Source organism: Jatrophihabitans fulvus (assembly GCF_054781375.1).
On sequence record NZ_BAAGUN010000002.1, the window covers coordinates 63,665 to 88,706 of the forward strand.

Annotated in this window: 28 protein-coding genes, 1 other RNA gene and 1 pseudogene; 8 read left to right on the plus strand and 22 right to left on the minus strand. The window is 70.3% G+C overall.

Annotated elements, in window-relative coordinates; translation table 11 throughout:
• Window positions 1-52: 52 nt before the first annotated feature.
• Together ACYVP9_RS08840 and ACYVP9_RS08845 are read right to left on the minus strand one after the other, a co-directional pair.
• Window positions 53-1,081, minus strand: coding sequence for an ABC transporter permease (locus ACYVP9_RS08840; protein WP_460604413.1), 1,029 nt, complete (start codon window positions 1,079-1,081; stop codon window positions 53-55).
• A complete protein-coding gene (locus tag ACYVP9_RS08845; protein WP_460604414.1) occupies window positions 1,081-3,717 on the minus strand; it encodes an ATP-binding cassette domain-containing protein in 2,637 nt (878 codons plus the stop codon). Before ACYVP9_RS08845 ends, ACYVP9_RS08840 begins: the two co-directional genes overlap by 1 nt.
• Before the next feature lie 178 nt (window positions 3,718-3,895).
• Here ACYVP9_RS08845 and ACYVP9_RS08850 point away from each other — a divergent pair, with 178 nt between their 5' ends.
• Window positions 3,896-4,927 carry a LacI family DNA-binding transcriptional regulator gene (locus ACYVP9_RS08850; RefSeq protein ID WP_460604415.1) on the plus strand — a complete coding sequence of 344 codons (1,032 nt, stop codon included), beginning with the start codon at window positions 3,896-3,898 and terminating at the stop codon, window positions 4,925-4,927.
• 60 nt (window positions 4,928-4,987) lie between these two features.
• Here the strand turns inward: ACYVP9_RS08850 and ACYVP9_RS08855 are convergent, their stop codons facing one another.
• The 6 genes from ACYVP9_RS08855 to ftsE form a co-directional block, all read right to left on the minus strand.
• On the minus strand, window positions 4,988-6,061 hold the full coding sequence (locus ACYVP9_RS08855) for an alkene reductase (protein WP_460604416.1): 1,074 nt from the start codon (window positions 6,059-6,061) through the stop codon (window positions 4,988-4,990).
• 261 nt (window positions 6,062-6,322) lie between these two features.
• Window positions 6,323-6,698: a transfer-messenger RNA gene (gene ssrA, locus ACYVP9_RS08860) on the minus strand.
• A gap of 53 nt (window positions 6,699-6,751) precedes the next feature.
• Window positions 6,752-7,627: an amidohydrolase family protein gene (locus ACYVP9_RS08865; protein ID WP_460604417.1), complete on the minus strand. Its 876-nt coding sequence runs from the start codon at window positions 7,625-7,627 to the stop codon at window positions 6,752-6,754.
• Window positions 7,624-8,124 carry an SsrA-binding protein gene (smpB, locus tag ACYVP9_RS08870; protein ID WP_460604418.1) on the minus strand — a complete coding sequence of 167 codons (501 nt, stop codon included), beginning with the start codon at window positions 8,122-8,124 and terminating at the stop codon, window positions 7,624-7,626. Before smpB ends, ACYVP9_RS08865 begins: the two co-directional genes overlap by 4 nt.
• A 3-nt stretch (window positions 8,125-8,127) precedes the next feature.
• Window positions 8,128-9,036: a permease-like cell division protein FtsX gene (gene ftsX / locus ACYVP9_RS08875; protein WP_460604419.1), complete on the minus strand. Its 909-nt coding sequence runs from the start codon at window positions 9,034-9,036 to the stop codon at window positions 8,128-8,130.
• A gap of 70 nt (window positions 9,037-9,106) precedes the next feature.
• Window positions 9,107-9,796, minus strand: coding sequence for a cell division ATP-binding protein FtsE (ftsE, locus tag ACYVP9_RS08880; protein WP_460604420.1), 690 nt, complete (start codon window positions 9,794-9,796; stop codon window positions 9,107-9,109).
• A 148-nt stretch (window positions 9,797-9,944) separates the two neighbouring features.
• Between ftsE and ACYVP9_RS08885 the strand changes: the two genes are divergently transcribed.
• Genes ACYVP9_RS08885 through ACYVP9_RS08895 form a run of 3 tightly spaced genes read left to right on the plus strand, consistent with a single transcriptional unit; the run spans window position 9,945 to window position 12,549 of the window.
• A complete protein-coding gene (locus ACYVP9_RS08885; protein ID WP_460604421.1) occupies window positions 9,945-10,910 on the plus strand; it encodes an ABC transporter ATP-binding protein in 966 nt (321 codons plus the stop codon).
• The gene (locus ACYVP9_RS08890; protein ID WP_460604422.1) at window positions 10,910-11,710 is read left to right on the plus strand and encodes an ABC transporter permease; all 801 of its coding nucleotides are present in this window, start codon (window positions 10,910-10,912) and stop codon (window positions 11,708-11,710) included. Before ACYVP9_RS08885 ends, ACYVP9_RS08890 begins: the two co-directional genes overlap by 1 nt.
• Window positions 11,707-12,549 carry an ABC transporter permease gene (locus tag ACYVP9_RS08895; RefSeq protein ID WP_460604423.1) on the plus strand — a complete coding sequence of 281 codons (843 nt, stop codon included), beginning with the start codon at window positions 11,707-11,709 and terminating at the stop codon, window positions 12,547-12,549. The genes ACYVP9_RS08890 and ACYVP9_RS08895 overlap by 4 nt, the downstream gene beginning before the upstream one ends.
• 575 nt (window positions 12,550-13,124) lie before the next feature.
• Here ACYVP9_RS08895 and prfB read toward each other — a convergent pair.
• Both prfB and ACYVP9_RS08905 read right to left on the minus strand, forming a co-directional pair.
• Entirely contained in the window at window positions 13,125-14,231 is a 1,107-nt protein-coding gene (gene prfB / locus ACYVP9_RS08900) for a PCRF domain-containing protein (RefSeq protein WP_460604424.1), read from the minus strand.
• A gap of 11 nt (window positions 14,232-14,242) precedes the next feature.
• Window positions 14,243-14,632: an MmcQ/YjbR family DNA-binding protein gene (locus ACYVP9_RS08905; protein ID WP_460604425.1), complete on the minus strand. Its 390-nt coding sequence runs from the start codon at window positions 14,630-14,632 to the stop codon at window positions 14,243-14,245.
• 87 nt (window positions 14,633-14,719) lie between these two features.
• Here ACYVP9_RS08905 and ACYVP9_RS08910 point away from each other — a divergent pair, with 87 nt between their 5' ends.
• Both ACYVP9_RS08910 and ACYVP9_RS08915 read left to right on the plus strand, forming a co-directional pair.
• Window positions 14,720-14,863 (plus strand): hypothetical protein, encoded by a 144-nt coding sequence (locus ACYVP9_RS08910; RefSeq protein WP_460604426.1) that lies wholly within the window; start codon window positions 14,720-14,722, stop codon window positions 14,861-14,863.
• Window positions 14,864-14,893: 30 nt separating this feature from the next.
• Window positions 14,894-15,703 carry an exodeoxyribonuclease III gene (locus ACYVP9_RS08915; RefSeq protein ID WP_460604427.1) on the plus strand — a complete coding sequence of 270 codons (810 nt, stop codon included), beginning with the start codon at window positions 14,894-14,896 and terminating at the stop codon, window positions 15,701-15,703.
• On the opposite strand, the gene ACYVP9_RS08920 is transcribed toward ACYVP9_RS08915, so the two are convergent.
• Window positions 15,700-16,245 (minus strand): AAA family ATPase, encoded by a 546-nt coding sequence (locus ACYVP9_RS08920; protein WP_460604428.1) that lies wholly within the window; start codon window positions 16,243-16,245, stop codon window positions 15,700-15,702. The two genes, ACYVP9_RS08915 and ACYVP9_RS08920, sit on opposite strands and share 4 nt — an antisense overlap.
• An 89-nt stretch (window positions 16,246-16,334) precedes the next feature.
• On the opposite strand from ACYVP9_RS08920, the gene ACYVP9_RS08925 reads away from it, so the two are divergent.
• Entirely contained in the window at window positions 16,335-16,988 is a 654-nt protein-coding gene (locus tag ACYVP9_RS08925; RefSeq protein ID WP_460604429.1) for an HNH endonuclease family protein, read from the plus strand.
• A 13-nt stretch (window positions 16,989-17,001) separates the two neighbouring features.
• Window positions 17,002-17,550: a GNAT family N-acetyltransferase gene (locus ACYVP9_RS08930; protein ID WP_460604430.1), complete on the plus strand. Its 549-nt coding sequence runs from the start codon at window positions 17,002-17,004 to the stop codon at window positions 17,548-17,550.
• Here the strand turns inward: ACYVP9_RS08930 and ACYVP9_RS08935 are convergent.
• The 11 genes and pseudogenes from ACYVP9_RS08935 to ACYVP9_RS08985 all read right to left on the minus strand — a co-directional run bounded on the left by ACYVP9_RS08935 (window position 17,513) and on the right by ACYVP9_RS08985 (window position 24,896).
• Complete coding sequence (locus ACYVP9_RS08935; RefSeq protein ID WP_460604431.1) at window positions 17,513-18,280, minus strand: MBL fold metallo-hydrolase; 768 nt, start codon at window positions 18,278-18,280, stop codon at window positions 17,513-17,515. The two genes, ACYVP9_RS08930 and ACYVP9_RS08935, sit on opposite strands and share 38 nt — an antisense overlap.
• A 27-nt stretch (window positions 18,281-18,307) precedes the next feature.
• Entirely contained in the window at window positions 18,308-18,730 is a 423-nt protein-coding gene (locus ACYVP9_RS08940; protein ID WP_460604433.1) for a pilus assembly protein TadG-related protein, read from the minus strand.
• A gap of 11 nt (window positions 18,731-18,741) precedes the next feature.
• Entirely contained in the window at window positions 18,742-19,209 is a 468-nt protein-coding gene (locus tag ACYVP9_RS08945; protein WP_460604434.1) for a TadE/TadG family type IV pilus assembly protein, read from the minus strand.
• The gene (locus tag ACYVP9_RS08950) at window positions 19,206-19,604 is read right to left on the minus strand and encodes a TadE/TadG family type IV pilus assembly protein (protein ID WP_460604435.1); all 399 of its coding nucleotides are present in this window, start codon (window positions 19,602-19,604) and stop codon (window positions 19,206-19,208) included. Before ACYVP9_RS08950 ends, ACYVP9_RS08945 begins: the two co-directional genes overlap by 4 nt.
• Window positions 19,605-19,608: 4 nt before the next feature.
• Complete coding sequence (locus ACYVP9_RS08955; protein ID WP_460604436.1) at window positions 19,609-19,806, minus strand: hypothetical protein; 198 nt, start codon at window positions 19,804-19,806, stop codon at window positions 19,609-19,611.
• A 16-nt stretch (window positions 19,807-19,822) separates the two neighbouring features.
• The gene (locus ACYVP9_RS08960; protein WP_460604437.1) at window positions 19,823-20,764 is read right to left on the minus strand and encodes a type II secretion system F family protein; all 942 of its coding nucleotides are present in this window, start codon (window positions 20,762-20,764) and stop codon (window positions 19,823-19,825) included.
• Window positions 20,761-21,621, minus strand: a complete 861-nt coding sequence (locus ACYVP9_RS08965) for a type II secretion system F family protein (RefSeq protein ID WP_460604438.1) — start codon at window positions 21,619-21,621, stop codon at window positions 20,761-20,763. Before ACYVP9_RS08965 ends, ACYVP9_RS08960 begins: the two co-directional genes overlap by 4 nt.
• A 1-nt stretch (window position 21,622) precedes the next feature.
• A pseudogene (locus ACYVP9_RS08970) lies at window positions 21,623-22,267 on the minus strand (CpaF family protein); the annotation flags it as partial.
• 499 nt (window positions 22,268-22,766) lie between these two features.
• Entirely contained in the window at window positions 22,767-23,435 is a 669-nt protein-coding gene (locus ACYVP9_RS08975; RefSeq protein ID WP_460604439.1) for a recombinase family protein, read from the minus strand.
• Between the two features lie 26 nt (window positions 23,436-23,461).
• Window positions 23,462-23,989 carry a hypothetical protein gene (locus ACYVP9_RS08980; RefSeq protein ID WP_460604440.1) on the minus strand — a complete coding sequence of 176 codons (528 nt, stop codon included), beginning with the start codon at window positions 23,987-23,989 and terminating at the stop codon, window positions 23,462-23,464.
• Entirely contained in the window at window positions 23,976-24,896 is a 921-nt protein-coding gene (locus tag ACYVP9_RS08985) for a hypothetical protein (protein WP_460604441.1), read from the minus strand. Before ACYVP9_RS08985 ends, ACYVP9_RS08980 begins: the two co-directional genes overlap by 14 nt.
• Window positions 24,897-25,042: the final 146 nt, after the last annotated feature.

Genomic DNA, 25,042 nt, shown 5'->3' on the forward strand with positions numbered 1-25,042 from the left:
CTCATCGGTCGTACATCGGTGGGTAGGTGGGTGCTGCATCGGTGCGCGAGGGTCACTCGGAACGCGCCTCGGCGAGCGGCACGTCGCCGAGCGTGGGTGGGGCCTCGACCGCCGGACGGCGGCCGGTCCGCTGCGCGACCCGGCGGGCGATGTTCGCGATCAGCAGCGAGAGGACGAGCAGCAGCCCGACCGCCGTCCCCTGGGCGTAGGCGCTGACGTTGTTGAGTTGCAGGGCGCTGCGCAGACCGGTGAGCAGCACGAGTGCCCACACCACGCCGCTGATGCGCCCCTTGCCGCCGAGGAAGCTCACCCCGCCGAGGAACACGACCGTGATCGCGTCGAGTTCGTAGCCGGTGAGCGCATCGGGTGACGCCTGGCTCGTCCGTCCGATGTTGATGACGCCGGCGACGGCGCAGACGGCGCCCGACACCACGAACAGCCCGAACCGGATGCGCGTGACGCCGACCGCCGAGTAGCGAGCGGTGGCCGGGTTGCCGCCGATGGCGAAGATGCGACGTCCGGTCGGCAGGCGGTGCAGCACGATGCCGAAGACCGGGGCCAGGACGATGAACGGCAGGATGTCGAGCGGGATGTACGTGCCCGCGACGTTGTCGTTGCTGAACGAGATCAGCGAGGCCGGCACGGTGGTCACCGGCTGGCCGCCCAGCAGCACGTAGCAGAGCCCGCGGAACAGCGCGAGCGTGCCGAGCGTGACGACGAGCGACGGCATCCCGAGGACCGCGACGCAGAACCCGTTGAACGCACCGCACGCGATCCCGACCGCGAGGGCGACCAGGACGGCGACGGTCGTCGACTGCCCGTCCCGCAGCATCATCCCGGCGGACACCGCGCTGAGCCCGGCGATGCTCGCGACCGAGATGTCGATCTCGCGGGCCACGATGAGCAGCGCCAGTGGCAACACCATGAGCGCCTTCTCGGACATGGTGGACACCGCGTTGGCGATGTTGAACCCGTCCGCGAAACCGGGTGTCGTCGCCTGCGCGACGATCAGCACGACGATCGTCCCGATCGCGAGGACGGTCTCCCACCGGCCGGCGAAGGCGAGGAGGTTCCTGCGCATCAGAGCACCGCCTTCGCCCGACGGCCACGTCGTCCGACGACGAGGTCGAAACCGACCGCGACGATGATCGCGGCGCCGTAGAAGGCCTGGAGGTTGTCCGAGTCGACCTTCGCGAGTTCGAGCGCGTTCTGGATGGTGAAGAGGATCATCGTGCCGAGGGCCACGCCCGCGGCGGTGCCGAACCCGCCTCGCAGGGCGACGCCGCCGACGACCACAGCGGCGATGACCGTCAGCTCCTGCCCGTAGGCGGTCTGGCCGTCGACGATGCCGTAGTGGGCGGCCCACAGACCGCCGCCGATGCCCGCGAGCATCCCGGAGACCGCGAACGACAGCAGGATCCGCCGCTGGAGGGGCACTCCGAGCAGCCGCGCGCCGTCCGCGTTGGAGCCGACCTGGTAGATCTCGCGTCCTGTCGTCGTCCAGCGCAGGGCGAGCCCGACGACGACGAAGACGGCGATCGTGACCCAGACGAGGGCGGACGGGCCGAACAGGTTGCGGTTGAGGGCGTCCTGCACGTGCTGCGGGATGTCGCCCGGGGCGATCTCCTTGCCGTCGGACAACAGGCTGTCGACGCCGCGGAAGACGTACTGGGTCCCGAGCGTGACCACGATCGAGGGGACGCCGCCGTAGGCGACCATGAGCCCGTTGACGAGACCGCAGGCGAGGCCGATGCCGGCGGCGACGAGGAACCCGACCACGACCGGCGCGTTCGGGTGCTCCTTGACGAACTCGCCGAACAGGTAGGCGGTCAGTCCGATCACCGACCCGACCGACACGTCGATGTTCCGGGTCAGCACGACGAGCAACTGCCCGGCCGCCACGAACCCGACCAGCGACGCCTCGCCCGAGATGCTGTCGAGGTTGGTCGAACTCAGGAACCGGGAGTTGACCAGCGTGATGACGACGACCATGACGGCGAGCGCCGCGACGAGACCTGCTTCGCGCCGTGCCGCGAGCAATCGGAGCCGGTCGACCAGCGGCGACCGTCCGGGGGTTGGGCGCTCGCGATCGCTCGATGCGTCGCGGGTGGTGGCGGCCGGACGCGTGGTGGCGCGGACGCCCGTCCGGGGTGCGGTCGTGCCCACGTGATCGGCGTCCACTGCCGCACCGGTCGCGGCGGCGCCGATCGCCTCCTGGTCGGCCTCGCCGCGGGCGAACTCGGCGGCGATGCGGCCCTGCCGCATGACGAGCACACGGTCGGACATGCCGAGGATCTCGGGCATGTCCGACGAGATGAGCAGGATCGCCAGGCCCTGGTCGGCGAGACCGGCGATGATGCGGTGGACCTCGGCCTTCGCGCCGACGTCGATGCCCTGCGTCGGCTCGTCCAGGATCAGCAGGCGCGGATTGCTCGCCAACCACTTCGCGAGCACGACCTTCTGCTGGTTGCCACCGGACAGCGTCGCGACGGGTTGTCCGTAGCTGCTGAACTTGAGGTTCATCTGGCTCAGCGAGCTGCTGACGAGGGCCATCTCGGCGCGCTTCATCACCAGCCCGAACCGCGTCGCCCGCGAGATGACGGGCAGGGTGGCGTTGTCGAGGATGCTGAACTCCTCGACGAGACTCTGCCCGCGCCGGTCCTCCGACACGTAGGCGATCCCACGGGCGAGCGCCGCGGCCGGCGAACGCAGCGCGACCGGCCGGCCGTCCATCTCGATACGTCCCGCGGACCTGCGGTCGATGCCGAACAGCAGCCGGGCGACCTCGGTGCGGCCGCTGCCGACGAGCCCGGCGAGGCCGACGATCTCACCGGCCCGGATGGTGAGGCCGACGTCGGTGACGCCGTTGTCGGACGACAGGCCCGCGACCTCGAGCACGACGGCGTCGGCCGCGGAGCCCGCGCGTTCCGGGTACAGGTCGGTGAGCTGCCGTCCGACCATGAGACGCACCGTCTCGGCGGGCGTGAGGTCCGCTGTCGCGTGCGTGGCGACGAGCGCGCCGTCCCGCAGCACGGCGATGCGGTCGGAGATCGCGAAGATCTCCTCCAGCCGGTGTCCGACGAAGAGCAGCGCGACACCGGAGGACCGCAGCTCCTCGACGATGCCGAACAGCGTCTCGACCTCACCGCTGGACAGCGCGGCGGTCGGCTCGTCGAGGACGATGACCGACGCCTCCGACGCGAGCGCCCGGGCGATCTCGACCATCTGCTGTTCGGAGGTGCGCAGTGCACTGGCGGGCGTGCTCGGGTCGCGCCGCAACTTCAGGCGGCGCAGCAGTTCGGCCGCCCGGGCGCGCATACGTGCGTGGTCGAGGACGCCGAACGAGGTGCGCAGCGGACGTCCCGCGAAGATGTTCTCGGCGATGGACAGCTCACCGAACAGCGCCGGGTGCTGGTTCACCACCGCGACCCCGCGACGTTGCGCGTCGAGCGGCCCGTCCATCGGCGTCGACGTGCCCGCGACCTCGACGGTTCCGGCGTCGGGGCTGTAGACGCCGCCGAGCAGCTTCACGCAGGTGCTCTTGCCGGCACCGTTCTCGCCGACCAGCGCGAGCACCTCGCCGGAGCGGAGCTCGAAGGACACGTCGACGAGGGCACGGGTGGGCCCGAACGCCTTGGCGACATGCTCCACGCGAGCACGGACGGACCGGTCCTGCTGCCCGTCGGGGTGGACGGTCGCGATGGGCGCGTGCTCCACGGGTGGTCCTCCTCGGGCGTTCGTCGTCGTCGACGAGCTCAGACTGACCCTGCGCAACGGTTTGCGCAATAGTTTGCGCAAAACCTGTCGCGCTGCCGTGGTCGTCTGCCACCACGACCTTCTCGGCGCGTCACATGACCGGGCAACGATTTGCGCAACGGCCGCTATGCTCCTGCGCATGCCGGCAACCGGGCCCCGCCGAGCCGTGTCGATGTCCGACATCGCCCGCCTCGCCGGCGTGTCCACGACCACCGTCTCGCACGTCGTCAACAAGACCCGTCCGGTGGCGGAGGAGACGGAGGCCGCGGTGCTGGCGGCCATCGCCCGGACCGGTTACGTCGCCGACAGCGTCGTGCGTTCGCAACGGACGATGGGGACGCAGACCATCGGTCTCGCGATGTCCGCGATCACCAACCCGTACTTCGGCGAGGTCGTCCACGGGCTGGAGCGGGCGGCGTCCGCCAAGGGGTATTCACTGCTGCTCGCCGACACGCACGACGAGGCGAATGCCGAGCTGCGCGCGGTGTCGGACCTGCTGAGCCGGCGCGTGGAGGCGATCGTGCTGGCGCCGTCCACGGACGCCGCCGCCGCGGCGCGGCACGCGCAGCTGCAGGGTGTTCCGGTGGTCATCATCGACCGGCTCGTCGACGCCGAGGTCGACCAGATCGGGTCCGAGAACGTCGAGTCCACCGCGCAGCTCGTCGACCACCTCGCCGGCAACGGACACCGTCGCATCGGCATGATCAGCGGACGTCCCGGGTTGTCGACCACGGACGAGCGCGTCGCCGGTTACCGGCTCGGCTTGCGCCGCAACCGGATCCGGGTCGCGTCCGAACTCGTGGTGAGCGGTGACTCGGGTGACGAGGAGGCGGCCGACGCGCTGCGCGCGCTCATGTCGCTGTCCCGTCCGCCGACCGCAGTCGTCGTCGGCAACAACCTGATGACCATCGGCGCGATGCGGGGTGCGCGCGAGCTGGGCATCACCGTCCCCGACGACCTGGCCCTGACGTCGTTCGACGACTTCGAATGGGCCGACCTGTTCCATCCCCGTCTGACCGTCATCGCGCAAGCGACGAGTCAGATGGGTGCACAGGCGTTCGAGCTCGTGATGTCGCGACTGGCAGACCCCATGCTGCCGAGCCGTCGCATCGTGATGCGGACGAAGTTCGTGCACCGCGACTCGTGCGGCTGCCATCTCGGCCGCGCGTAGTTGTCGGGACGACACGGCCCCGCGTCCGGGAGGACACGGGGCCGTCGACGGCGGTGAGGGTCAGGCCGAAAGCGTCGGGTAGTCGACGTACCCCTCGGCGCCGCCACCGTAGAACGTCGCCTGGTCGGGCTCGTTGAGCTCGGCGCCCTGCTTCCACCGCTCGACGAGGTCGGGGTTGGCGAGAGCGAGGCGGCCGACGGCCACGAGGTCGGCGAGGCCCTCGTCCAGGTACTGCTGAGCGGTCTCGCGCGTCGTCACCGAGCCGAAGCCGTCGTTGCCGACGGTGACGCCGCCGAAGCGGGCGCGCAGGTCCTTCATCAGGTCCGAGCGCGGATCGGCAAGGAAGCTCAGGTACGCCAGGCCCAGCGGGGCGATGGCGTCGACGAGGGCGCCGTACGTCGCGGCGACGTCGCGCGGGTCCTCCTCGAGCACCCCCTGGATGTTGTGCGCCGGCGAGATGCGGATGCCGACCCGCTCCGCGCCGATCGCGTCGGCGACGGCGCGCACGACCTCGACGGCGAACCGGGCGCGGTTGTCGGGGGTGCCGCCGTAGGCGTCCGTCCGGGTGTTCGACGACGGCGCGAGGAACTGGTGGATCAGGTAGCCGTTCGCGGCGTGGATCTCGACGCCGTCGAGCCCGGCGGCGATCGCCTGGCGCGCGGCGTGCACGAACTCCTGCACGACGCCGGGGATCTCGTCCGTCGTCAGTTCGCGGGGTGTGGGGTGCGGCTTCGAGCCGTCCGCGGTGATCATGTCGCCCGGCGCGGCGATCGCGCTCGGCGCGACGATGTCAGGGGTGGTCTTGTTGTCCGGGTGGCCGATGCGTCCGGCGTGCATCAGCTGCACGACGATCTTGCCGCCGCGCGCGTGCACGGCGTCGGCGACGGCGCGCCACCCGGCGACCTGCTCGTCGGTGTGGATGCCGGGGGTGTTCAGGTAGCCCTGCCCGACGGCGCTGGGCTGGGTGCCCTCGGTGACGATCAGGCCGAATCCGGCGCGCTGCGCGTAGTACTCGACGGCGATGTCCTGGGGCACGCCGCCCTCGCCCGCGCGGTTGCGGGTGAGCGGGGCCATCACGACGCGGTTCGCGAGAGTCGTCGAGCCGACGGTCAGGGGGTCGTACAGGCTGGTCACTGGTTCTCCTTCGGGTTGCCTTCTGTGGTGCAAGGCGCGCCGGGGCGGACGGCTTCCCGGGTGTGAGGGTGTCCACGTCGGCGTTAGCCCCCGTCCGCCGGCGGCTCGGCCCCATCACAGCGCCACCCGGGGCCGGCTTGGCCCCACCGCAGCGCCGCCAGTCGATCTCCGCCGCGACGCTCACATGGGGCCGAGCGGGTCGGCGGCCGGGTGCGCCGACGACGAAGGCCCCGCATCCGGATGGATGCGGGGCCTTCGGTCTCGTGGAGGTGGCGGGAATCGAACCCGCGTCCTCCGTCGCTTCAACAGGGCTTCTCCGGGCGCAGAGTGCTGTGTCTCTACTCGGCCCCGACGATCACGCACACAAGTCGTCAGTGACGGGCCCAGCCGCTGTGAGTTGTCCCGTCCTCCCCCGCGGCCGGCGAGGACGGTGAGTCATCTAGCTGATGCCAGGATCCGGGCCGATGACGAGCCCGGGCTGACAGACTTGCTCGGGCTACTTAGGCAGCGAGAGCGAAGTCGGCGCGACTGTTGTCGGCGCTTATTTGTTGTGCATCGCTTTTTTAACGAGGTCAGCAATGCGGTCCTCGGCCCGCTTCCCCTGTCTCGACGTCCGGAGTCGAGACCATTCACCCCCTTGTGGGTTCCGCTGTGGAACCACTCCAGCCTACCCGTGGACGGCAAGCTCCGTCAGGCCTCGATCCGCAGCAGCCGGACGCCGTTGGACCAGCAGACGGCGCGCAGCCAGTCGTCGCCGTGACCCCAGGCCTCGATCGCGGCGAGCTGCTCGGCGTAGGGGTACGGGATGTTCGGGAAGTCGCTGCCCAGCACGACGCGGTCACCCAGGTCACCCAGCCGGGCGATGTCGTCCGGCGTCAGCGGCGCGAGATCGTCGAGGTAGGCGGTGCCGACCATCGTCGTGTCGAGGTGGACGTTCGGATACTGCTCGGCGAAGGCGATGTGCTGGGCGTACTCGGGCGCGCCGCAGTGGGCGATGACCGCGGTGAGCCGCGGGTGGCGGGCGAGCACCTCGCCGAACGGGCCGGGGCCCGTGTACTCACCCGGCATCGGGCCGTCCCCGCAGTGGACGACGACGGGCACGCCGGCGTCGGCGATCGCACCCCACACGTCGTCCAGGTAGGGATCGCGCGGGTCGTAGGCGCCCACCTGCACGTGCGCCTTGAAGATGCGGGTGCCCGCTTCGATCGCCTCGCGGACGTACCGGGCGGCGGACGGTTCGGGGTAGAACGTGCCGGTCGGCACGCAGCCCGGCGTGGCCTCGCCGAAGGCGCGCGCCCAGGTGCACAGCGACTCGGCCATGCCCGGCTTGTGCGGGTACAGCAGTGCCGTGAAATGGCGGACGCCCAGCTCCGCGAGCGTCCGCAGCCGGTCGTCGACGGGCGAGCGGTAGTGGATGGGCCAGGCCCGTCCGAAGTCGTCCTCGACCGCGTCGAAGTACTTCCAGACCGCGCTCATGACCCGGTCGGGCATGAAGTGCGTGTGGACGTCGACGAGTCCCGGGAGCCGGAGCCGCTGCCAGAAGGCAGGCACCTCGGCGTCGATCACTCGAAGCCCTTGACCCGCCGGCCGAGGGCACGGGCGACCTCGCGGTCGGCGTCGCGCTTGGCGAGGTCCTGCCGCTTGTCGTAGCTGCGCTTGCCTCGCGCGAGGGCCAGCTCGACCTTCACCTTGCCGTTGAGGAAGTAGATCGACAGCGGCACCAGCGTCACGCCGGTCTCGTTCGTCTTGCCGACGAGCCGTTCGATCTCGGCGCGATGCAGGAGCAGCTTGCGGGTGCGCCGCGGCTCGTGGTTCGTCCAGCTGCCCTCGGCGTATTCGGGGATGTGGACGTTGCGCAGGTAGATCTCGCCGTCGTCGATGGTGGCGAAACCGTCGACGAGGGACGCGCGCCCGTTGCGCAGCGACTTGACCTCGGTGCCGGTCAGCACGACCCCCGCCTCGAAGACGTCGAGGACGGAGTAGTCGTGCCTGGCCTTGCGGTTCTGCGCGATGAGGGTGCGCCCGTCCTTGCGGTTGCTGGACTGTTTCGTGGCGGCGGGCATGCCTTAAAGCTTGACGTACAGGCGCAACGTGGCAAAGGCGGTGAGCGCGGCGAGGGCCACGCCGGCGATGAGACTGATGCCGCCGGCCACCAGCACGTCGTTGACGTCGAGGTTCGGGATGACCCCGCTCTCGACCTGCACGGCGAACACCTTGTCGAGCAGGAAGTACTTGCCGGCGAGCACCATGCCGAAGGCGGCAAGGCTGCCGACGATGGTCGCGATGATCGTCTCGAGCACGAACGGCAACTCGGTCATCCACCGTGAGGCGCCGACCAGGCGCATGATGCTGGTCTCGTTCTTGCGTTGCGCCGCCGCCACCTGGACGGTGTTCGCGATCAGCAGCACGGACGCGATCAGCACGATGAACGCCACGATGATGGACGCGAACCTGAGGTTGCTGATGACGTCGAGCAGCTTCTGGATCGCGTCGGACGGGGTGGCGACCGCCGAGACCCCGGCCTGCTTCTCGATCGCCCGTTTGAAGCCGACGTAGTCGTTGCGGATGTCCTTCAGCTTGACCGTGAACGACGCCGGGTAGATGCCGGGGGTGAGGAACTCCCGTGCCCGCTGCGGCGCGACCTCCCGGGCCCGCTGGAACTGCTCCTTCTCCGAGACGTACGACGCCGAGGTGACGTCCGGGTAGGCCCGGATCGCCTTCGTGATGGTGTCGGTCTGCTCCTGCGACGTGCGCTTGCCGGTGCACGGGGCGGGGCTCGTCGTCGAGCAGAGGTACACCGAGACGTTCAGACGTCCCTCGTAGCTCTCGCTGAACTTGTCGATCTCGCGGTTGGCGAGGACGGACGTGGACACGAACGTCAGCAGGATCGCGGTGTTGAGCACCAGCGCGATCGTCATGGACAGGTTGCGGCGGATGCCCTCCCAGACACCGGACAGCACGAAGTTGGCGCGCATCAGTTCCTCACTGCTTCGGGGTACCTGCGGGTGGTCACGGGAACGGGACGGACGGCCGGGGGCCCGGCCGTCAGCGTCCGACCCCGTAGACGCCGCGGTTCTGGTCGCGGATCACGCGCCCGTTGTCGAGCTCGATCACACGACGACGCATCGCGTCGACGATGTTGTTGTCGTGGGTGGCCATGACGACGGTGGTGCCCGTGCGGTTGATGCGCTCGAGCAGCGTCATGATGCCCTGGCTGGTGTCGGGGTCGAGGTTTCCGGTCGGCTCGTCCGCCAGGAGCACCAGCGGACGGTTCACGAACGCACGGGCGATGGCCACGCGCTGCTGCTCGCCACCGGACAGCTCGGTCGGCATGCGCTGGGCCTTGCCGGACAGGCCGACCAGGTCTAGCACCTCGGGGACGGTGCGCTTGATGGCCTTCGGCGACCGGTTGATCACCTCGAGCGCGAACGCGACGTTCTGGTAGACGTTCTTCTTCGGCAGCAGCCGGAAGTCCTGGAACACGCAGCCGATGCGGCGGCGCAGCTCGGGGACCTTGCGGTTGGGCATGCGGCCGACGTTGCGGTTGTCGACGACGACCTTGCCCTTGGAGGCGAGCTCCTCGCGCAGCAGCAACCGCAGCACGGTGGACTTGCCGGAGCCCGATGCCCCGATGAGGAAGACGAACTCCCCCTTCTCGATGTCGATGGACACCGAGTCGAGGGCGGGGCGGGCGCCGGCCGGGTAGATCTTGCTGACCTGTTCGAGACGGATCATGCGGACATTCCGGAGGGGGTACTGCGGGTGGTCACGGCGGGCGAGTTTACCCATCCGTTATCGGGAAACCATGGAGGTACGCCGCGCGGCCACAGGAAAGCTCCCGGCGAAAAAACCGTGTCATACGTGATGACTAGTGTCGCGGTACGTGACAGCAGGTGCCGACCAGGTCTCCGATGAGCGGCACCTGATCGTCGCCCAGGGGCTCACGAAGCGCTTCGGCGACTTCACCGCCGTCGACGGCATCGACGTCGCCGTCCGCCCGGGCGAGGCTTTCGGGTTCCTCGGCCCCAACGGCGCCGGCAAGAGCTCGACCATGCGGATGATCGCCTGTGTCGCCCCCGTCACGTCCGGACGGTTGCGCATCCTCGGCATGGACCCGGCCACGCACGGGCCGGCGATCCGGGCCCGCCTCGGGGTCGTGCCGCAGCAGGACACGCTCGACCTGGAGCTGTCCGTCCGGGACAACCTCTACGTCTACGGGCGCTACTTCGGGCTTCCGCGAGCGGTGCTCAAGCCGCGCATCGAGGAGTTGCTCGACTTCGCCCAGCTCGCAGACCGGCGCGACTCGAAGGTCGAGCCGCTGTCCGGTGGCATGAAGCGGCGACTGACCATCGCCCGCTCACTCATCAACCAGCCCGAGCTGCTGCTGCTCGACGAGCCGACCACCGGCCTCGACCCGCAGGCCCGGCACGTTCTGTGGGACCGGCTGTACCGCCTCAAGGGCGAGGGCGTCACGCTCGTGCTCACCACGCACTACATGGACGAGGCCGAGCAGCTGTGCGACCGCCTGGTCGTCATGGACGGCGGCCGCATCGTCGCCGAGGGTTCGCCCGCCTCGCTCATCGCCGACCACTCGACCCGCGAGGTCGCCGAGCTGCGCTTCACGCCCGGCGAGACCGACCACGCCGCGGAGGTGCTGCAGAAGCTGACGCTGGACGAGGCCGAACGCGTCGAACGCCTGCCCGACCGGCTGCTGCTCTACGTCCACGACGGCGAGGCCGCGCTGCGGCAGGCCACCGAGCTGGGACTGCGGCCGTCGTCGGCGTTCGTCCGCCGTTCGAGCCTGGAGGACGTGTTCCTGCGCCTCACCGGACGGACGTTGGTCGACTGATGGCGGTCACCGCGGCTCCGGTCGCACGGGGCGGACGCCGGCGCGTGGTCGAGTACCACGCGCGGACGGTGAGAAGTCGTTGGGTCTCGCTGCTCATCACGGGCGTCGTCACGCCGGTCGTGTTCGTGCTCGCGCTCGGCGTCGGCCTGGGCACGCTGGTGGACGCGGGCAACAACGATCTCGGCGTCCCCTATCTCGACTACGTCGGGCCGGCCTTCCTGTGCGTGTCGGCACTGCAGATCGCCGCAGCCGAATCGGCGTTCCCGGTCATGCTCGGGTTCAAGTGGCAGCGGACCTTCCTCGGCATCGCCGCGACACCGATCACCCCCGGCGAGATCGCGGACGGCACGCTGATGTGGATCACGCTGCGGCAGATCGCGAACACGACGGTCTTCCTCGCGATCATCGCCGCGGTCGGTGGCACGCAGCGCTGGTGGGTGCTGCTCGCGATCCCGGCCGCGGTGCTCAGCGCCATGGCGTTCGCGGCGCCGGTGGCCGCGTTGGCCGCCACCGTGCGCTCCGAGGGGCAGGCGTTCAACGTGCTGTTCCGGTTCGTGGTCACGCCGATGTTCCTGTTCTCGGGCACCTTCTACCCGATCGACCGCCTGCCCGGCTGGGGTCAGGTGCTCGCCCACGTCTCCCCGCTGTGGCACGGCACCGAGCTCGCGCGCGGCGCCGCCATCGGCCACCTCGACGGCTGGGCGACGGCGGGGCACGTCGCCTACCTGCTGGTGTGGCTGCTGGCCGGCGTCGGCCTGGCGCGCTGGCGCTTCCGGGTGCGTGTCCGGGTGACGGCGTGACCGCCACCGACTCGCGTCGCGCGGGGACGGGGCCTCGCCTCGGCGTCGGGCCACGGATCCTGCCGCCGTCGGTGTACGCCGGGCGCGCGCACGTCGTTCTCGGCCGCGCTGTCAAGGTCTACAGCAAGAACTGGCTGCTCATCCTGACCGGCTTCGTCGAACCCGTGTTCTACCTGTTCGCGCTCGGCACCGGATTGAAGTCGCTCGTCGGCACCGTCACCGGGCCCGGCGGGCAGACGCTCACCTACGCCGCGTTCATCGCCCCCGCGTTGCTCGCGTCGTCGGCGATGAACGGCGCCATCTACGACTCGACGATGAACGTGTTCTTCAAGATGAAGTACGCGAAGCTCTACGACTCGATGCTCGCCACGTCCCTCGGGCCCATGGACGTGGCGATCGGCGAGATCACCTGGGCGCTCATCCGCGGGGGGCTGTACTCGGTCGGGTTCTTGACGATCATGGCCGCGCTCGGGCTGGTCGCGTCGTGGTGGGCGGTGCTGCTGTTGCCGGCCGCGTTGCTGCTCGCGTTCGGATTCGCCGCCGTCGGCATGGCCGTCACCACGTACATGCGCACCGTGCAGGACCTCGATCTCGTGCAGCTCGTGGTGCTGCCGCTGTTCCTGTTCAGTGGCACGTTCTACTCGCTGTCGGTGTATCCCCGCTGGCTGCAGATCGTCATCGAGTGCCTGCCGCTGCACCACGGCATCGAGCTGCTGCGCAGCCTCAACGCCGGATACGTCAGCTGGGCCCTGCTCGGTCACGCAACGTACTTCGTCGTCATGGCCGCGGTCGGGCTCTGGGCCACGACGCGGCGGCTGGACGTGCTGCTCCTGCGGTGACAGGCGCCGTCCGGCCCGTGTTCCCGCTCGTGCGGAGCCCCCTGGGCGGCCGACCGATCGCACGTCCGGGCCGACCGTGCGAGTCGCCGACCGTTCGAGTCGCCGACCGTTCGAGTCGCCGACAGTGCGTCTGGGGTCGACCGTGCGTCTGGGGTCGACCGTGCGTCTGGGGTCGACCGTTCATTCCGTGCGAGTGCGCTCCGGCCCGGCTGACACGTGCGCTGCTGCCGCGGATACACCTCCGCGAAAACAATTGAGACGGCTTCACGAGACCGCTTCACGAGACCGCTTCACGAGACCGCTTCACGAGACGCTCTCGTGAAGGCCTCTCGTGAAGGCCTCTCGTGAAGGCCTCTCGTGAAGGCCTCTCAATTGTTTCGAGAACGGCACCGATCCCGGCGCAGCGCACGCCGCGTGGTCGAAGGGGCGCCGGCCCCCGGGCGCATCGGCCAGGCGCATCGGCCGGGCGCATCGGTCGGGCGCGACAACCGGGCGGGGCGACCGCGTGCATCTTCGGGGCGACGGACCGGGCCGGCCGATCGACGGGTGGCCGGGCCGGGTTGACCGGGTGGCGCCTAGGTGGCGTCGGCGGTCTCGGTGGCCTTGCGCCAGCGGATGCCGGCCTCGATGAAGCCGTCGATCTCGCCGTCGAGGACGGCCTGCGGATTGCCGACCTCGAACTCGGTGCGCAGGTCCTTGACCATCTGATAGGGGTGCAACACGTAGCTGCGCATCTGGTTGCCCCAGCTGCTGCTGCCGTCCTTGAGCGCGTTCATGGCGCTCTGCTCCTCCTCGCGGCGCTTCTCGAGGAGGCGGGCCTGGAGCACGTTCATGGCCGAGGCTCGGTTCTGGATCTGGCTGCGCTCGTTCTGGCAGGTGACGACGATGCCGGTGGGCAGGTGGGTGATGCGGACGGCCGAGTCGGTCGTGTTGACGCCCTGGCCGCCCTTGCCCGAGCTGCGGTACACGTCGACGCGGATGTCGTCGTCCGGGATCTCGACGTGGTCGGACTGCTCGACGACCGGCAGCACCTCGACGCCCACGAACGACGTCTGGCGGCGGCCCTGGTTGTCGAACGGGCTGATGCGCACGAGCCGGTGGGTGCCCTGCTCGACCGACAGCGTGCCGTAGGCGAACGGCGCCTTGACCTGGATGGTGGCCGACTTGATGCCCGCCTCCTCGGCGTAGGACGTGTCGAGCGCGTCGATGGGGTAGGAGTGCCGCTCGGCCCAGCGGGCGTACATGCGCAGCAGCATCTCGGCGAAGTCGGCGGCGTCGACGCCACCGGCCTCGGCGCGGACGGTCAGCAGCGCCTCGCGCGCGTCGTACTCGCCCGAGAGCAGGGTTCGCACCTCGAGCTCGCCGACGACCTTCTGCAGCGCCCTGACCTCACCCTCGGCCTCGACGCGCGAGTCGGCGTCGTCCATCTCCTCGGCCAGGTCCCAGAGCGTCTGGGCGTCGTCGACGCGTCGGCGCAGGTCCTCGACGCGGCGCAACTCGCCCTGGGCGTACGACAGCCGCGACGTGATGCGCTGCGCGTTCTCCACGTCGTCCCACAGCGTCGGCTCCGCAGCCTGCTGCTCGAGCTCGGCGATCTCGCCGCGCAGCTTGTCGAGACCCACGACCGACTCGATGCTGGCGAGCGTCGCGGACAGTTCCTTCAACTCGGCCGGGACGTCCACGACCGGTCAGCCTACGCGGCGCCGGTGGGCGGCCCGTCCAGCTGCTCGAGGAGCGTCTTCGGGGCGACCTTCCGGTAGGCGTCCGCGACGATCTCGGCGACCTCGTCCCAGTCGGGTTCGGGCAGACCGTCCGCCTCGAGTCGCACGCCCAGCCAGCCGGACGGGCCGACGTAGGGCGGACGGAAGTACCGGTCCGGGTCCTCGCCGACGAGTTCGTCCTGGACGCCGGGCGCAGCCGGGCACCAGAAACCGAAGTGGGTGACGCCGTGATGGTGGTCGTCCACCGACACGAACTGCTTCTTGCCGCGGACGAAGAACGACGGCGATCCGTGGCTCAGCCGCTCCTCGACCTCCGGAAATCCGAGGCAGATCGCGCGCAACCGTTCCAGGGCGTCCTCCACCGGACGAACGGTGCCACAGGTAACGAAGGAGTGACACCTGCCTCAAGCCGGGTTCCCGGCCACGGTGTCGGGGGTAACCCACCCGACGTGTTGACGATGCTTCTGCTGATGCTGACCGCGGTCTTCGCTGTCGTGGCGGCCGAGTTCGTTCGTTCGACCTGCCGGCGCCAGCTCATGACCCCCGCGGTCGTGCAGCGGCCGTCCGACGCGGTGCCCCAGACCGCCCGCTGACTCTCCGGCCACGGCCGGTATGACAGACGGGTGCGCATCGCCACCTGGAACGTCAACTCCGTCGTCGCCCGGCTGCCCCGCCTGCTCGATTGGCTGGGCGCCGCCGAACCGGACGTGCTCTGCCTCCAGGAACTGAAGACGTCCGAGGACGGCTTCCCCACGGACGAGGTCGCCGCCCTCGGGTACGAGGCCGCGATCCACGGCACCGGGCGCTGGAACGGTGTCGCCGTCCTCTCCCGCGTCGGCCTGACCGACATCCGTCGCGGCCTGATCGACGAGCCCGGTTTCCAGCCCGAGGACGCCATGCTCGAGGCCCACGAGCCGCGTGCGATCGGGGCGACCTGCGGCCCCGTCCGCGTGTGGTCGGTCTACGTCCCGAACGGACGCGAGGTCGGGCACCCCCACTACGACTACAAGCTGCAGTGGCTGGGCGCGCTCCGGACCACCGTGTCGTCCGAGCTCGCCGACCTCCCGTACGCCGTCCTCGGCGACTTCAACATCGCCCCGACGGACGCCGACGTGTGGGACCCGGCCGCGTTCGCGTCCAGCACCCATGTGACCGGGCCCGAGCGCGAGGCGCTGGCGGCTGTCGAGGCGGCAGGTCTCACGGACGTCATGCCGCGGGCACTGAAGTACGACACCCCGTACACCTACTGGGACTATCGCGGCGGCGCGTTCCACAAGAACCTCGGCATGCGCATCGACCTCGTGCTCGGCTCCGCGCCGTTCGCCGGCGCGGTCACCGACGCCTGGGTCGACCGCGAGGCCCGCAAGACCGGTGTCAAGGGCACTCCGGCACCGTCCGACCACGCGCCCGTGGTCGTCGACCTCGACCTCTAGAGACGAGCGAGCACGGCCGCGTAGGTCTCGTCCACCGCGCCCTCGCGCGCCGGCACGACCGCCGCCGTCTCGCGACTGCCGACGACCAGCAGCAGCCGGTCGTACATCGCTTCGAGCTGCGGGATGCCGCCGACGCGGTCGAGGATCACCTGCGCGTCCCGGTGTGCCGGTTCGAGGCCGGCGGCCGTCCGCGCGAGGAACCGGTCGCGCATGACGTCCTTGGTGTCCAGCAGGACGAACTCGTGCCAGCTCGCGCCGGTCTCGCCCGCCACGCGCTGCAGCGCGACCAGGAAATCGGTGCGTCCCAGGTACTGCGGCACGACCACGTCGTGGCCCGCGGCGAGGTGGTTGCGGGCCATGTCGAGGGCCAGCGACCGGGCTCGCATCCCCGCGGCGTGGGGGTCGTCCAGCCAGGCGCCGAGCAGCCGGCGCACGGCGTCGATCTCGAGGTTCAAGGCCATCGGGTGCTCGGCCACGTAGCGCTGCGCGACGGTCGACTTCCCGGCCGCGGGCGGTCCGTTGAGGACGATCAGCCGGGGCACGACACGCAGCCTATTCATCTGCCGGTGGTGGACGCACGGCGCGATCTGTGGTGGTTTGTACCGGTCTGATCGCCCCGTCGGAGGTTCCCGTGCGCCGCTCTCTCACCGCCGTCCTGCTGACCGCCGCCGCCCTCGTGGCCGCGCTGCTCACCGCCGCGCCGGCGTCCGCGGCCTCGTTCGCCGCCCCGCTGAACACCCTCATCTCCGACCTGAAGGTCGACGACACCGCCCACAGCGGGTACGACCGCACGCTGTTCAAGCTCTGGATCGACGCCGACGGAGACGGCTGCGACACCCGCGAAGAGGTGCTGAAGGCCGAGGCCGTGACGGCACCGACGCAAGGTTCGGGCTGCACGCTGTCGGGCGGGTCGTGGAAGAGCTGGTACGACGGCGCCACCTGGACGGACAAGAGCGACGTCGACATCGACCACGTCGTGCCGCTCGGCGAGGTGTGGACGTCCGGCGGGTACCAGTGGTCGGCCGCGCGGCGACAGGCGTACGCGAACGACCTCGGCGACTTCCGGACGCTCGAGGCGGTCACGGACAACGTCAACCAGAGCAAGGGTGACAAGGACCCCGCCGAATGGATGCCGCCGCTGACCAGCGTCCGGTGCAAGTACGTCATCTACTGGGTCGCTGTGAAGACCCGCTGGGGCCTCACCGCCGACGACGCCGAGATCTCGGCGCTGAAGAGCTATGCGAGCTCGTGCGGGAATCCGACGGTGGACGGGTCGACCGCCTGACACGATCGGACGCATGACCCAGGCCGTCCTGCGCACCGAGCGGCTGACGCTCGTCCCGCTGGCGGACGGGCACCTCGAGGACGAGATCGCGCTCGACGCGGACCCGCAGGTGATGCGCTTCCTCGACCGGCCCCGGACCCGCGAGCAGGTGGTCGCGCGCCACGCCGAGCGGCTCGCCGTCGCCGCCCGCACCACCGGCCTCGGCTTCTGGGCGGGGCTTCGGGACGACGCGTTCGTCGGATGGTGGCTGCTGGACGAGGCCGAGCGACCGGACGAGGCCGAGCTCGGCTACCGGCTCGCGGCCCGGTTCTGGCGGCAGGGGTTCGCGTCCGAGGGGGCCCGGGAGCTGCTGCGGCACGGGTTCGACGACCTCGGCCTGCAGCGGGTCTTCGGCGAGACCATGGCCGTGAACGCAGGCTCCCGCGCCGTGATGGCGTCGCTGGGCATGTCGTACGTCCGCACCGTCCACGGCACGTGGGACGACCCGCTGCCAGGCTGGGAGCAGGGCGAGGTCGAGTACGCGATCACACGCTCGCAGTGGCGCGCTCGCGCGCGATCGTGACCGCGGTGGCCACGGGTCGGCGGTAGGCCGGGCCGTGGCCCGGCAGCACGAGGTCGGCGTCGAGGCCCTCGAGGGCGTCGAGCGCCGACCGCGCCTCGGCGGGCGAGTGGTCGAACACCGCACCCAGCACGTGCGGGCCGACGACCCCGGTCGCGGGATGGTCGGTGACCAGCCCGTCGCCGGTGACCACGGCACCCACGGACGGCAGGAAGAACGCCGAATGGCCGGACGTGTGGCCGTGCGTCGCGATCGGCACCGGACGGCCGGGCAGGTCGAGGGCGCCGTCGGCCGCGGCGTCGGGGAAGCGGCGGGCGTGGGCGACGGTGATGTCGCGCAGGGCACCGGCGCCGGCGACGCGCAGCGTCCAGCCGAGCACGGACGGACGCCAGATGCCCCGGGCGATGTCACCGATGGACGCCTGCTCGAGGTACTCGCGGCGGGCGTGCGCGACCTCGACGCGGTCGAGGTAGGCCGGGATGCGGTACTCGGTGTTCAGCAGGTTGACCGACCCGAGGTGGTCGACATGCGCATGGGTGAGCAAAATCGCGCGTACGTCCTCGGGACGGGCGCGCAGCGCGGCGATCGAGTCGAAGAGCGCGCGGCGGTCGCCCGCCCAGCCGGTGTCGATCAGGGTGAGCTCGCGTCCCTCGCGCAGGATGACCCAGTTGACGTCGGTGCCGCGGCACAGGAACACGTCGTCGGCCGCCTCGATGACCGGCGGGACCGTCATCGGAAACCTCCCGAGATCAGCGTGCACTCACTGCTGCACCGCGGCACGCGCCGTCGAGACCGCGGTGTGTCTGACGGTAGCCCGTCCGATCAGACCGCCGAAGGCGAGGGGCTGGGTGCGTTCGCAGCGCAGGGTGATGCGGGTGCGGTCGGACGACAGCGACGCGCGGACGGTCACGTCGTCGCGGTCGGGATCTCGCGCCAGGTAGCGGCCCACGGCGGCGTCGACGTCGGCGAAGCGCAGCGACGCGCCCTCGCCGACGTCGCCACCCCGGTCGAGATCGCCGGCGTCTGCGGCAGCCGCCGCTGCGGCGCCGTCGCACGTCGACTGCAGGTCACGTTGCTGCACGAAGGCCTGCCCGAGCGCGGTCGACCCGCCCACGACGAGCAGCGCGATGACGAAGAACCCGAGGACGAGCGGGATGATCGACCCACGGTCGTCCCTGGTCACGCGGGCGTCTCTCACGACGCGGCCCGGAAGTCGTCGATGTGCACGACGTAGCGACCGACGCTGGTGACACCCTTGCCCGCGAGCAGCGACGGGATGCCCGGCAGGTCGACGCGTCGGGTCACGCAGATCGCGAACTCCGCGCCGGGACGCAGCGTCGGCCGCGTGCGAGCGCCGTCGCACCCCTGGTCGGCCGCGACCACGCGCACGTCCGTGCCGCCGGTCGGCAGGCCCTGCGCGTCGAGCGCGAGCCGGACGGCGGCCCGCAGGCGGCGCTCGCCCTCGGCGGGGGTGTCGCTGGTGGCGTAGGCCCGTCCGGCGTCGCGGGCCGCCGCGGTGACGGCGAGATTCGTCCGCTGGGCCGTCGCGACAGCGGCGACGAGGTAGACGAGCGGCACGAGCACGATCACCGCGACGAAGATGAACTCGATGATCGCGTTGCCGCTGTCGTCGCCGCGGCGCCGCTCGAGCAGGCGCCTCACGCCTGCTCCTTCAGGACGGTGGACTGCACGGCGACGCGCAGAGGTATGCCCAGCGGGGTGAACAGCAGACGCAGACGGCCCTCGCAGCGCACGGTCACGGTGGCCAGGCCGCTGGCGGCGTCGCGTCCCTGACGGCTGGTGCAGCTGATGGCGCGGGCGTCCGCGTCGTCGAGGCCCTGCCGGATCAGGGTCTCGGCGCGCTCGACCCCGGCGCGCGGGTCGACGCCTTCGGCCGCGGCGTACCGGGCGGCGTCGGCAGCGGACGACGCCGCGACGTTGCGGGCGTAGAAGTACACGGCGACCTGGAGCACGCCGAACAGCAGGAAGACGAGCAGGACGGCGATCATCACGAACTCGATGACCGCCGCGCCGGCGTCGTCGCCTCTCGGGCGCACGGTGCTACTTGCCGGAGCCCGAGACCGAGTCGATGATGCCGGACAGCGCGTCCTTCACCTGCGGCTGGAAGATGCCGAGGATCGCCACCACGAGGATCGCGGTCATCACCGTCACCATCACCCAGCCGGGCACGTCGCCGCGCTCGCGGTCGGTGCGCCATCGCGCGAGTGTGGCCAGCAGCCAGGCCGTGAACACCTTCATCGGATCCCCTCCTCCACTACCGGGCCAGCGACGTGAGCGTCAGCAGGCCCGGGAACAACGCGAACAGCACCGTGACGGGCAGGACGAGGAACACGACCGGCACCATCATCGAGATCTCCTTGCGGCCGCCCGCCTCGAGCAACGCACGCTTGCCCACCTCGCGGACGTCGACCGCCTGGGCCCGCAGCACCTCCGCGAGCGGGGTGCCGCGCTCGATCGCGACCACCACGCCCTGCAGGAAGCGCGAGAACGACTCGAGCGTCGTCTGCTCGGCGAGGTCGCTCAGCGCGGTGGCCACGGGCGTGCCGGCACGGGCGCGCGACAACGCCCGCTCGAGGTCGCGAGCCAGTTCGCCACCGGTGAGGCGGCACACCCGCTCGAGCGCGTCGACCGGCGCCTCGCCGGCGACCACCGAGAGGGCGAGCAGGTCGGCCACGACCGGGAACTCCGACAGCATCGCCTGCTCCCGGCGTTCGAGCTGTCGGGTCAGCCAGTAGTCGCGGCCGAGCACGCCTCCGACGAGCCCGGCCAGGGCCGCGAGCGCGACCAGGAACGGGTCGACGCCTCCGCGCGCGTAGCTGCCCAACGCCACGAGCCCGGCCGCGCCCGCGGTGCCGACGACACCCCAGACGACCTGCTCGACCCGGAACTCCTCGACGGTGAGCTCCGAGCCCAACCCACGCAGCCGACGGCGGACGGACACGGCACCACCGACCGTCCGGTCGACGAGCCCGACGGCGTCGCCGAGCACGGGTCCGAACAGGCGCCGCATCACCGTGAACGGCGCCGATGTCGCCGACGGACGTTCGAGCAACCGCGAGGGCGGTGGCGTGTCGCCCAGGTAGGGCGCGATGCGGTCGGTGAGCCGCACCGGGCGCATCGGCGGCGTCGCGCGGACGGCGATGATCACGCCGATCGCGAGGACAAGACCCAGGCCCGCTCCCAGCAGCCACGTCATCGCAGCACCCGCTGGTCCTCGGGCAGCTTCCCGATGTGCAGCATGATGCGGTACGCAGCGGCGCAGACCGCGCCGCCGATCGCGAGCAGCAGGCTGCCGCCGGGCGAGTCGTACGCCCGCAGCGTCTGCGACTGCGTCCCGAGCAGCAGCAGCACCGCCCACGGTGCGGCGACGGCGAGCCGGGCGGCATTGACCACCCAACCCTGGCGCGTCTCGAGCTCCGCGCGGGTTCGCGCGTCTGCGCGCAAAAGTTCGGACAGCGTGCGCAGCACCGTGCCCAGGTCGCTGCCGCCCACCTCGCGCGCCACCCGCATGGTCTCGCACACGCGGTCGCCGACGGGGTCGCTCAGGTCGTCCTTGAGCTGATCGAGGCAGTCGTTGAACCGCCCGGTCGCACGATAGGCCGCGGCGAAACGGGCGAAGGCCGGACGCAACTCGGCAGGCCCACGCACGCCGAGCGCCGACAGGCCCTCGGGCAGCGACATGCCGGCGCGGACGGCGGACGCCAGGTTGTCGATGGCCTCGGGCCATACCTCGCGCAGCACGCCCTGCCGCCGCTTGCGCAGCCGGCGCACCACGAGCACGGGCAACGCCACGCCGAAGACGCCGAAGCACGTGGCGACCGCGACGGTGCGTACGAGTGCCAGCACGAGCACGAACGCGAGCAGCCCGGTGAGCGCCTGCGTGGCCGTGAGCTGATTCGGGCCGACACCCTCGATGCCCGCCTGCCGCAGCATGTCGCGGCGACGGTCGTTCCAGGCCGGACGGCCGGAGCCGGTGCGCTGCGGCGCGCGGGGACCGCTGCGCCAGATCAGCAACAGTCCCAGGCCACCGAGCAGGCCGACGAGCGCACCCATCTCAGCGGCCCTGCGCCGAGCGCCCGAGCAGCGCGGCGACGTCGATGCCGGCGGCCGCGTAGCGCTCGGCGTGCGGCGGGTGTCCGTCCGTCCGCTCGAGCCGGCCGTGCCGGGAGGTGAAGATCTCGGTGGTCTCGATGACGTCCCGTTCGACCCGTCCGGTCACGCCGACGATCTCACGGACCCGACGCTGCCCGGACGCCTCGAGACCGAGGTGCACGACCAGGTCGACGCTCGCCGCGACCGTGGGCACCACGAACGCCGCCGACACGTTCTCGCCCGCCAGCAGCGGCAGCGTGCACATCTTGACCAGCGCCTCCCGCGCCGAGTTGGCGTGCAGCGTGCACATGCCGGGAAGGCCGCTGTTCAGGGCTATGAGCAGGTCGAGGCACTCCTCCTGCCGCACCTCGCCGACGATGAGGCGCGACGGACGCATCCGCAGCGCTTCCTTGACCAGGCGGCGCAGCGGGATCTCGCCGGTGCCCTCGAGGTTGGCCTGCCGCGTCTGCATGGCGACGACGTCGGGACGGCGGACGCTGAGCTCGAACACCTCCTCGACGGTCACGACGCGCTCGCGCGCGGGGATGGCCGCGCACAGGGCGTTGAGCATGGTCGTCTTGCCCGCCTGGGTCCAACCTGCTGCAATCCAGGACATTGACTGCAGAATTGGGGACCGCTGCTGGGTTCACCAGCTTCGGTGTCACTTGCAAGCGGTCCGGGTTAGGGATTCGGGACTTTCTGACGCGCTACCCCGGTTCGGCCCCTGCGGGAGTGAATCGACCAGTGTCAGGTCAAGAAGGCCGCCAAAGTCGGGCCGTAACTCTGGGGCCGCCGAGAATCACAGCATGACGCTCGATCGACACCGTGCCTAGCGGAACGACCGAGCACGCGCCGACCGCATACGTCCAAAGAAGATCGATGGCCGGCAGGTCGCCCCATTGAGCCAAGTACCAGCCTGTCTGGGCCACCTCCGAACCGGTCGTTGGTGTCATCACCCAGGCGCCGGGCTGGAGCACCTCACCCCCGGGGGCGACGACCTTGGCCAACAGGTAGCCCGCCCGCAAGCTGGACAACGCGCGGAGGGCTTCCGCGAGCAGGCCGAAGTCGCTAGTCGGCGGCGGCCAACGCGGGTCTTTGGTCAGAACTCACCGCCTGTCGTCGCGCTGAGCAATGAGCCGCACGCTCGCCGGGTACCACTCGCGGCCGCGGGCCGTCGGGACGCCGTCGGCGTTGAGCGCCTTCGCGATCGCTGCCCAGGTTGCTCCAGCCGCCCGCAGTTCTCTGATCCGCTCCGCGACGTCCTCACCGACCACGCGGGGCCGGCCGAGCCGCACGCCCTGCGCCCGCTTGACGGCCAGCGCGTCTTTCGTGCGCTGACCGATGAGTCTGCGTTCGAGTTCGCCGAACACTGCGAGGATCTGGACGAGTGCCCCGCCCTGAGGCGTGCTGGTGTCAATCTGGGCGTCGAGTGCAACGAGGGACCAGCCCTGCTTGTCCGCGCGCAGCAGCAAGCCGGTGGCGTCGTGGACGCTGCGACTCAACCGATCGAGTTTGGCGACCATGAGAACACTTGCCCGTCCTGAGGCCAGGTCGTCGAGGGCCGCGTCGAGACCGGGACGCTTCAGCGTCTTCCCGGAGACGCCTGGGTCCTCACGCCACTGCAGCACTGGCAGGCCTCGCTGATTTGCATCCAGCTCAATGGCCTTTCGTTGCGCCGCGAGCCCAAGCCCCGATACGGCCTGCTCGTCGGTTGAGACGCGTAGATAGCCCACGATGCCTTCGGTGCGGACGCCTGGCTTTCCCCTGCTGGACACCTGCAAATCATATACTAAAGGGTCGTTTACTTTATCCCGCCCTGTGTCACGAGCGTACGGACGAGCGAACTGAGCACAGTGAGCAGCCGGAGCAAGCGCAGCAAGCCCAAGAGACCGGACCCCACCAGCAGCGCGGTGAGTAGGCGGTTCGGATGACCGTCGCGATCAAAGAGCAGGGCGGCCACCGCGGCTATCAGCATGATCGAAAAGGCGGTCAGGGCGCCGACGAAGACGTCGTAGAGCGGGCGCAACCATCCGGCATCTCTGATGACCACCAGGCGAGGACTGTCGATGAGCGTGAACGCGAACGTGAGGCTCGCGAGGCTGAACCCCAGGACCGTTCCGCTCAATGCAACTGCGCTCGTGTACAGACCTGTGCGTCGTTCGTCGAGGAAGGCAAATGTCGCTGCCTGTTGGCCGCTGCGGAACGCCAAGGCGTAGAAGGCAACGGCCCCGACAGCGGCAATCGCAACGTGAGCCCAAGGCCATGCGGAACGCTTTGGCGCCGCCGGCGTGCCCCCGGGCTTGCTGCCGACTGCGTCAGGTTGGGCCATGGGGATCCCGTATGGCTTGCACGGATGCGGCCTCCAGCGCTCCTAGTTCGGTGAGCTCGGTGAAGGCCTTCTCGATCGCGCCGAGGGCTGACGAGCGGTCGACAGCTCGCGATCGCGAGTCAAGCACGGTTACCTGCTCCGAGCGGACAAAGGCGTCCTGGAGCATGTCGAGCTCATGGACGCGGCCTTGGCTGTTGATCGATTTCACCTTGTACCGCTCTGCGTTCTGTCGCAGGCCCGGGAGGCGCGCGATGGCGCGCGCAGTAGTGAGCAGCCCCTCGCCCAACGTCGCAGATCGCTTACGGGGCTCTGCCTTCAGCACGACTCCGACCTGCGCGGGCTGACCCGCCGCAGCCATCGCGGCGAAGGCGGCGGCCAGCGAGTCATCAGCTTGGCGCACGGTCTCGGCGTAGGAAGGACGAATCGACAAGTCCAGAACTCGTAACCCGCGATCCGCGTCCAGCTGGTCTGCAACGTCGGAGCGGAGAATCTGCTCGGCCTCGAACGGAGTATCGCCGAGTCTGAGAACACCGCGTAGGTAGTCGCCCAAACGTGTCACCCGAGGCCCGAAGAAATTGAACTCGACGCCGAGCACGTTGCCTGGATAGAAAGCGACGTGCGATGTCTCGCACAGCGTTCCGTCGCTCGGGATGCTGACGGGAGTGCGCCGACCACTTAGTTCAGCGAGCGGAACAGCGTCGCTTCGGAGCCGGGAAAACGCCAGCACGTGCGACGCTTTCGAGCTCAGCAGTGGGGCTTCGACCCAGGCGCACAATGCCTCCCCGGAGCCCGTTCGCATCTTGCGGCCACCCCGAGTGGAAGGTTCGAACGGCAGCGCGTCCAAGGCGCTCACCAGCGGTTCGGGATCGAACGGCAGCGGCTGCCCACCGTCGTCGAGGCCGGCCATGAGGCGAAAAAAATAGATTCGCCGTTCCAGAGTCCTGTTCGGGCGCGGACGAGACATGGCTGCAGGGTGTCACAGCGCTACGACGATTTGGACGCTCATTCGTCGCGAAGGGACGAAGGGTCCTGCCGACCCCTCGTCGTTCGGCG

What these genes read in the sequence shown, in the direction of transcription:
- ACYVP9_RS08890 (WP_460604422.1), top strand. Translation starts at nt 10,910, where the DNA reads ATGGCGGTCACCGCGGCTCCGGTCGCACGGGGCGGACGCCGGCGCGTG.
- smpB (WP_460604418.1), bottom strand. Translation starts at nt 8,124, where the DNA reads ATGCCCGCCGCCACGAAACAGTCCAGCAACCGCAAGGACGGGCGCACC.
- ftsE (WP_460604420.1), bottom strand. Translation starts at nt 9,796, where the DNA reads ATGATCCGTCTCGAACAGGTCAGCAAGATCTACCCGGCCGGCGCCCGC.
- ACYVP9_RS08965 (WP_460604438.1), bottom strand. Translation starts at nt 21,621, where the DNA reads ATGGGTGCGCTCGTCGGCCTGCTCGGTGGCCTGGGACTGTTGCTGATC.
- ACYVP9_RS08840 (WP_460604413.1), bottom strand. Translation starts at nt 1,081, where the DNA reads ATGCGCAGGAACCTCCTCGCCTTCGCCGGCCGGTGGGAGACCGTCCTC.
- ACYVP9_RS08980 (WP_460604440.1), bottom strand. Translation starts at nt 23,989, where the DNA reads ATGGCCCAACCTGACGCAGTCGGCAGCAAGCCCGGGGGCACGCCGGCG.
- ACYVP9_RS08960 (WP_460604437.1), bottom strand. Translation starts at nt 20,764, where the DNA reads ATGACGTGGCTGCTGGGAGCGGGCCTGGGTCTTGTCCTCGCGATCGGC.
- ACYVP9_RS08850 (WP_460604415.1), top strand. Translation starts at nt 3,896, where the DNA reads ATGCCGGCAACCGGGCCCCGCCGAGCCGTGTCGATGTCCGACATCGCC.
- ACYVP9_RS08985 (WP_460604441.1), bottom strand. Translation starts at nt 24,896, where the DNA reads ATGGCCGGCCTCGACGACGGTGGGCAGCCGCTGCCGTTCGATCCCGAA.
- ACYVP9_RS08935 (WP_460604431.1), bottom strand. Translation starts at nt 18,280, where the DNA reads ATGACGGTCCCGCCGGTCATCGAGGCGGCCGACGACGTGTTCCTGTGC.
- ACYVP9_RS08930 (WP_460604430.1), top strand. Translation starts at nt 17,002, where the DNA reads ATGACCCAGGCCGTCCTGCGCACCGAGCGGCTGACGCTCGTCCCGCTG.
- ftsX (WP_460604419.1), bottom strand. Translation starts at nt 9,036, where the DNA reads ATGCGCGCCAACTTCGTGCTGTCCGGTGTCTGGGAGGGCATCCGCCGC.
- ACYVP9_RS08955 (WP_460604436.1), bottom strand. Translation starts at nt 19,806, where the DNA reads ATGAAGGTGTTCACGGCCTGGCTGCTGGCCACACTCGCGCGATGGCGC.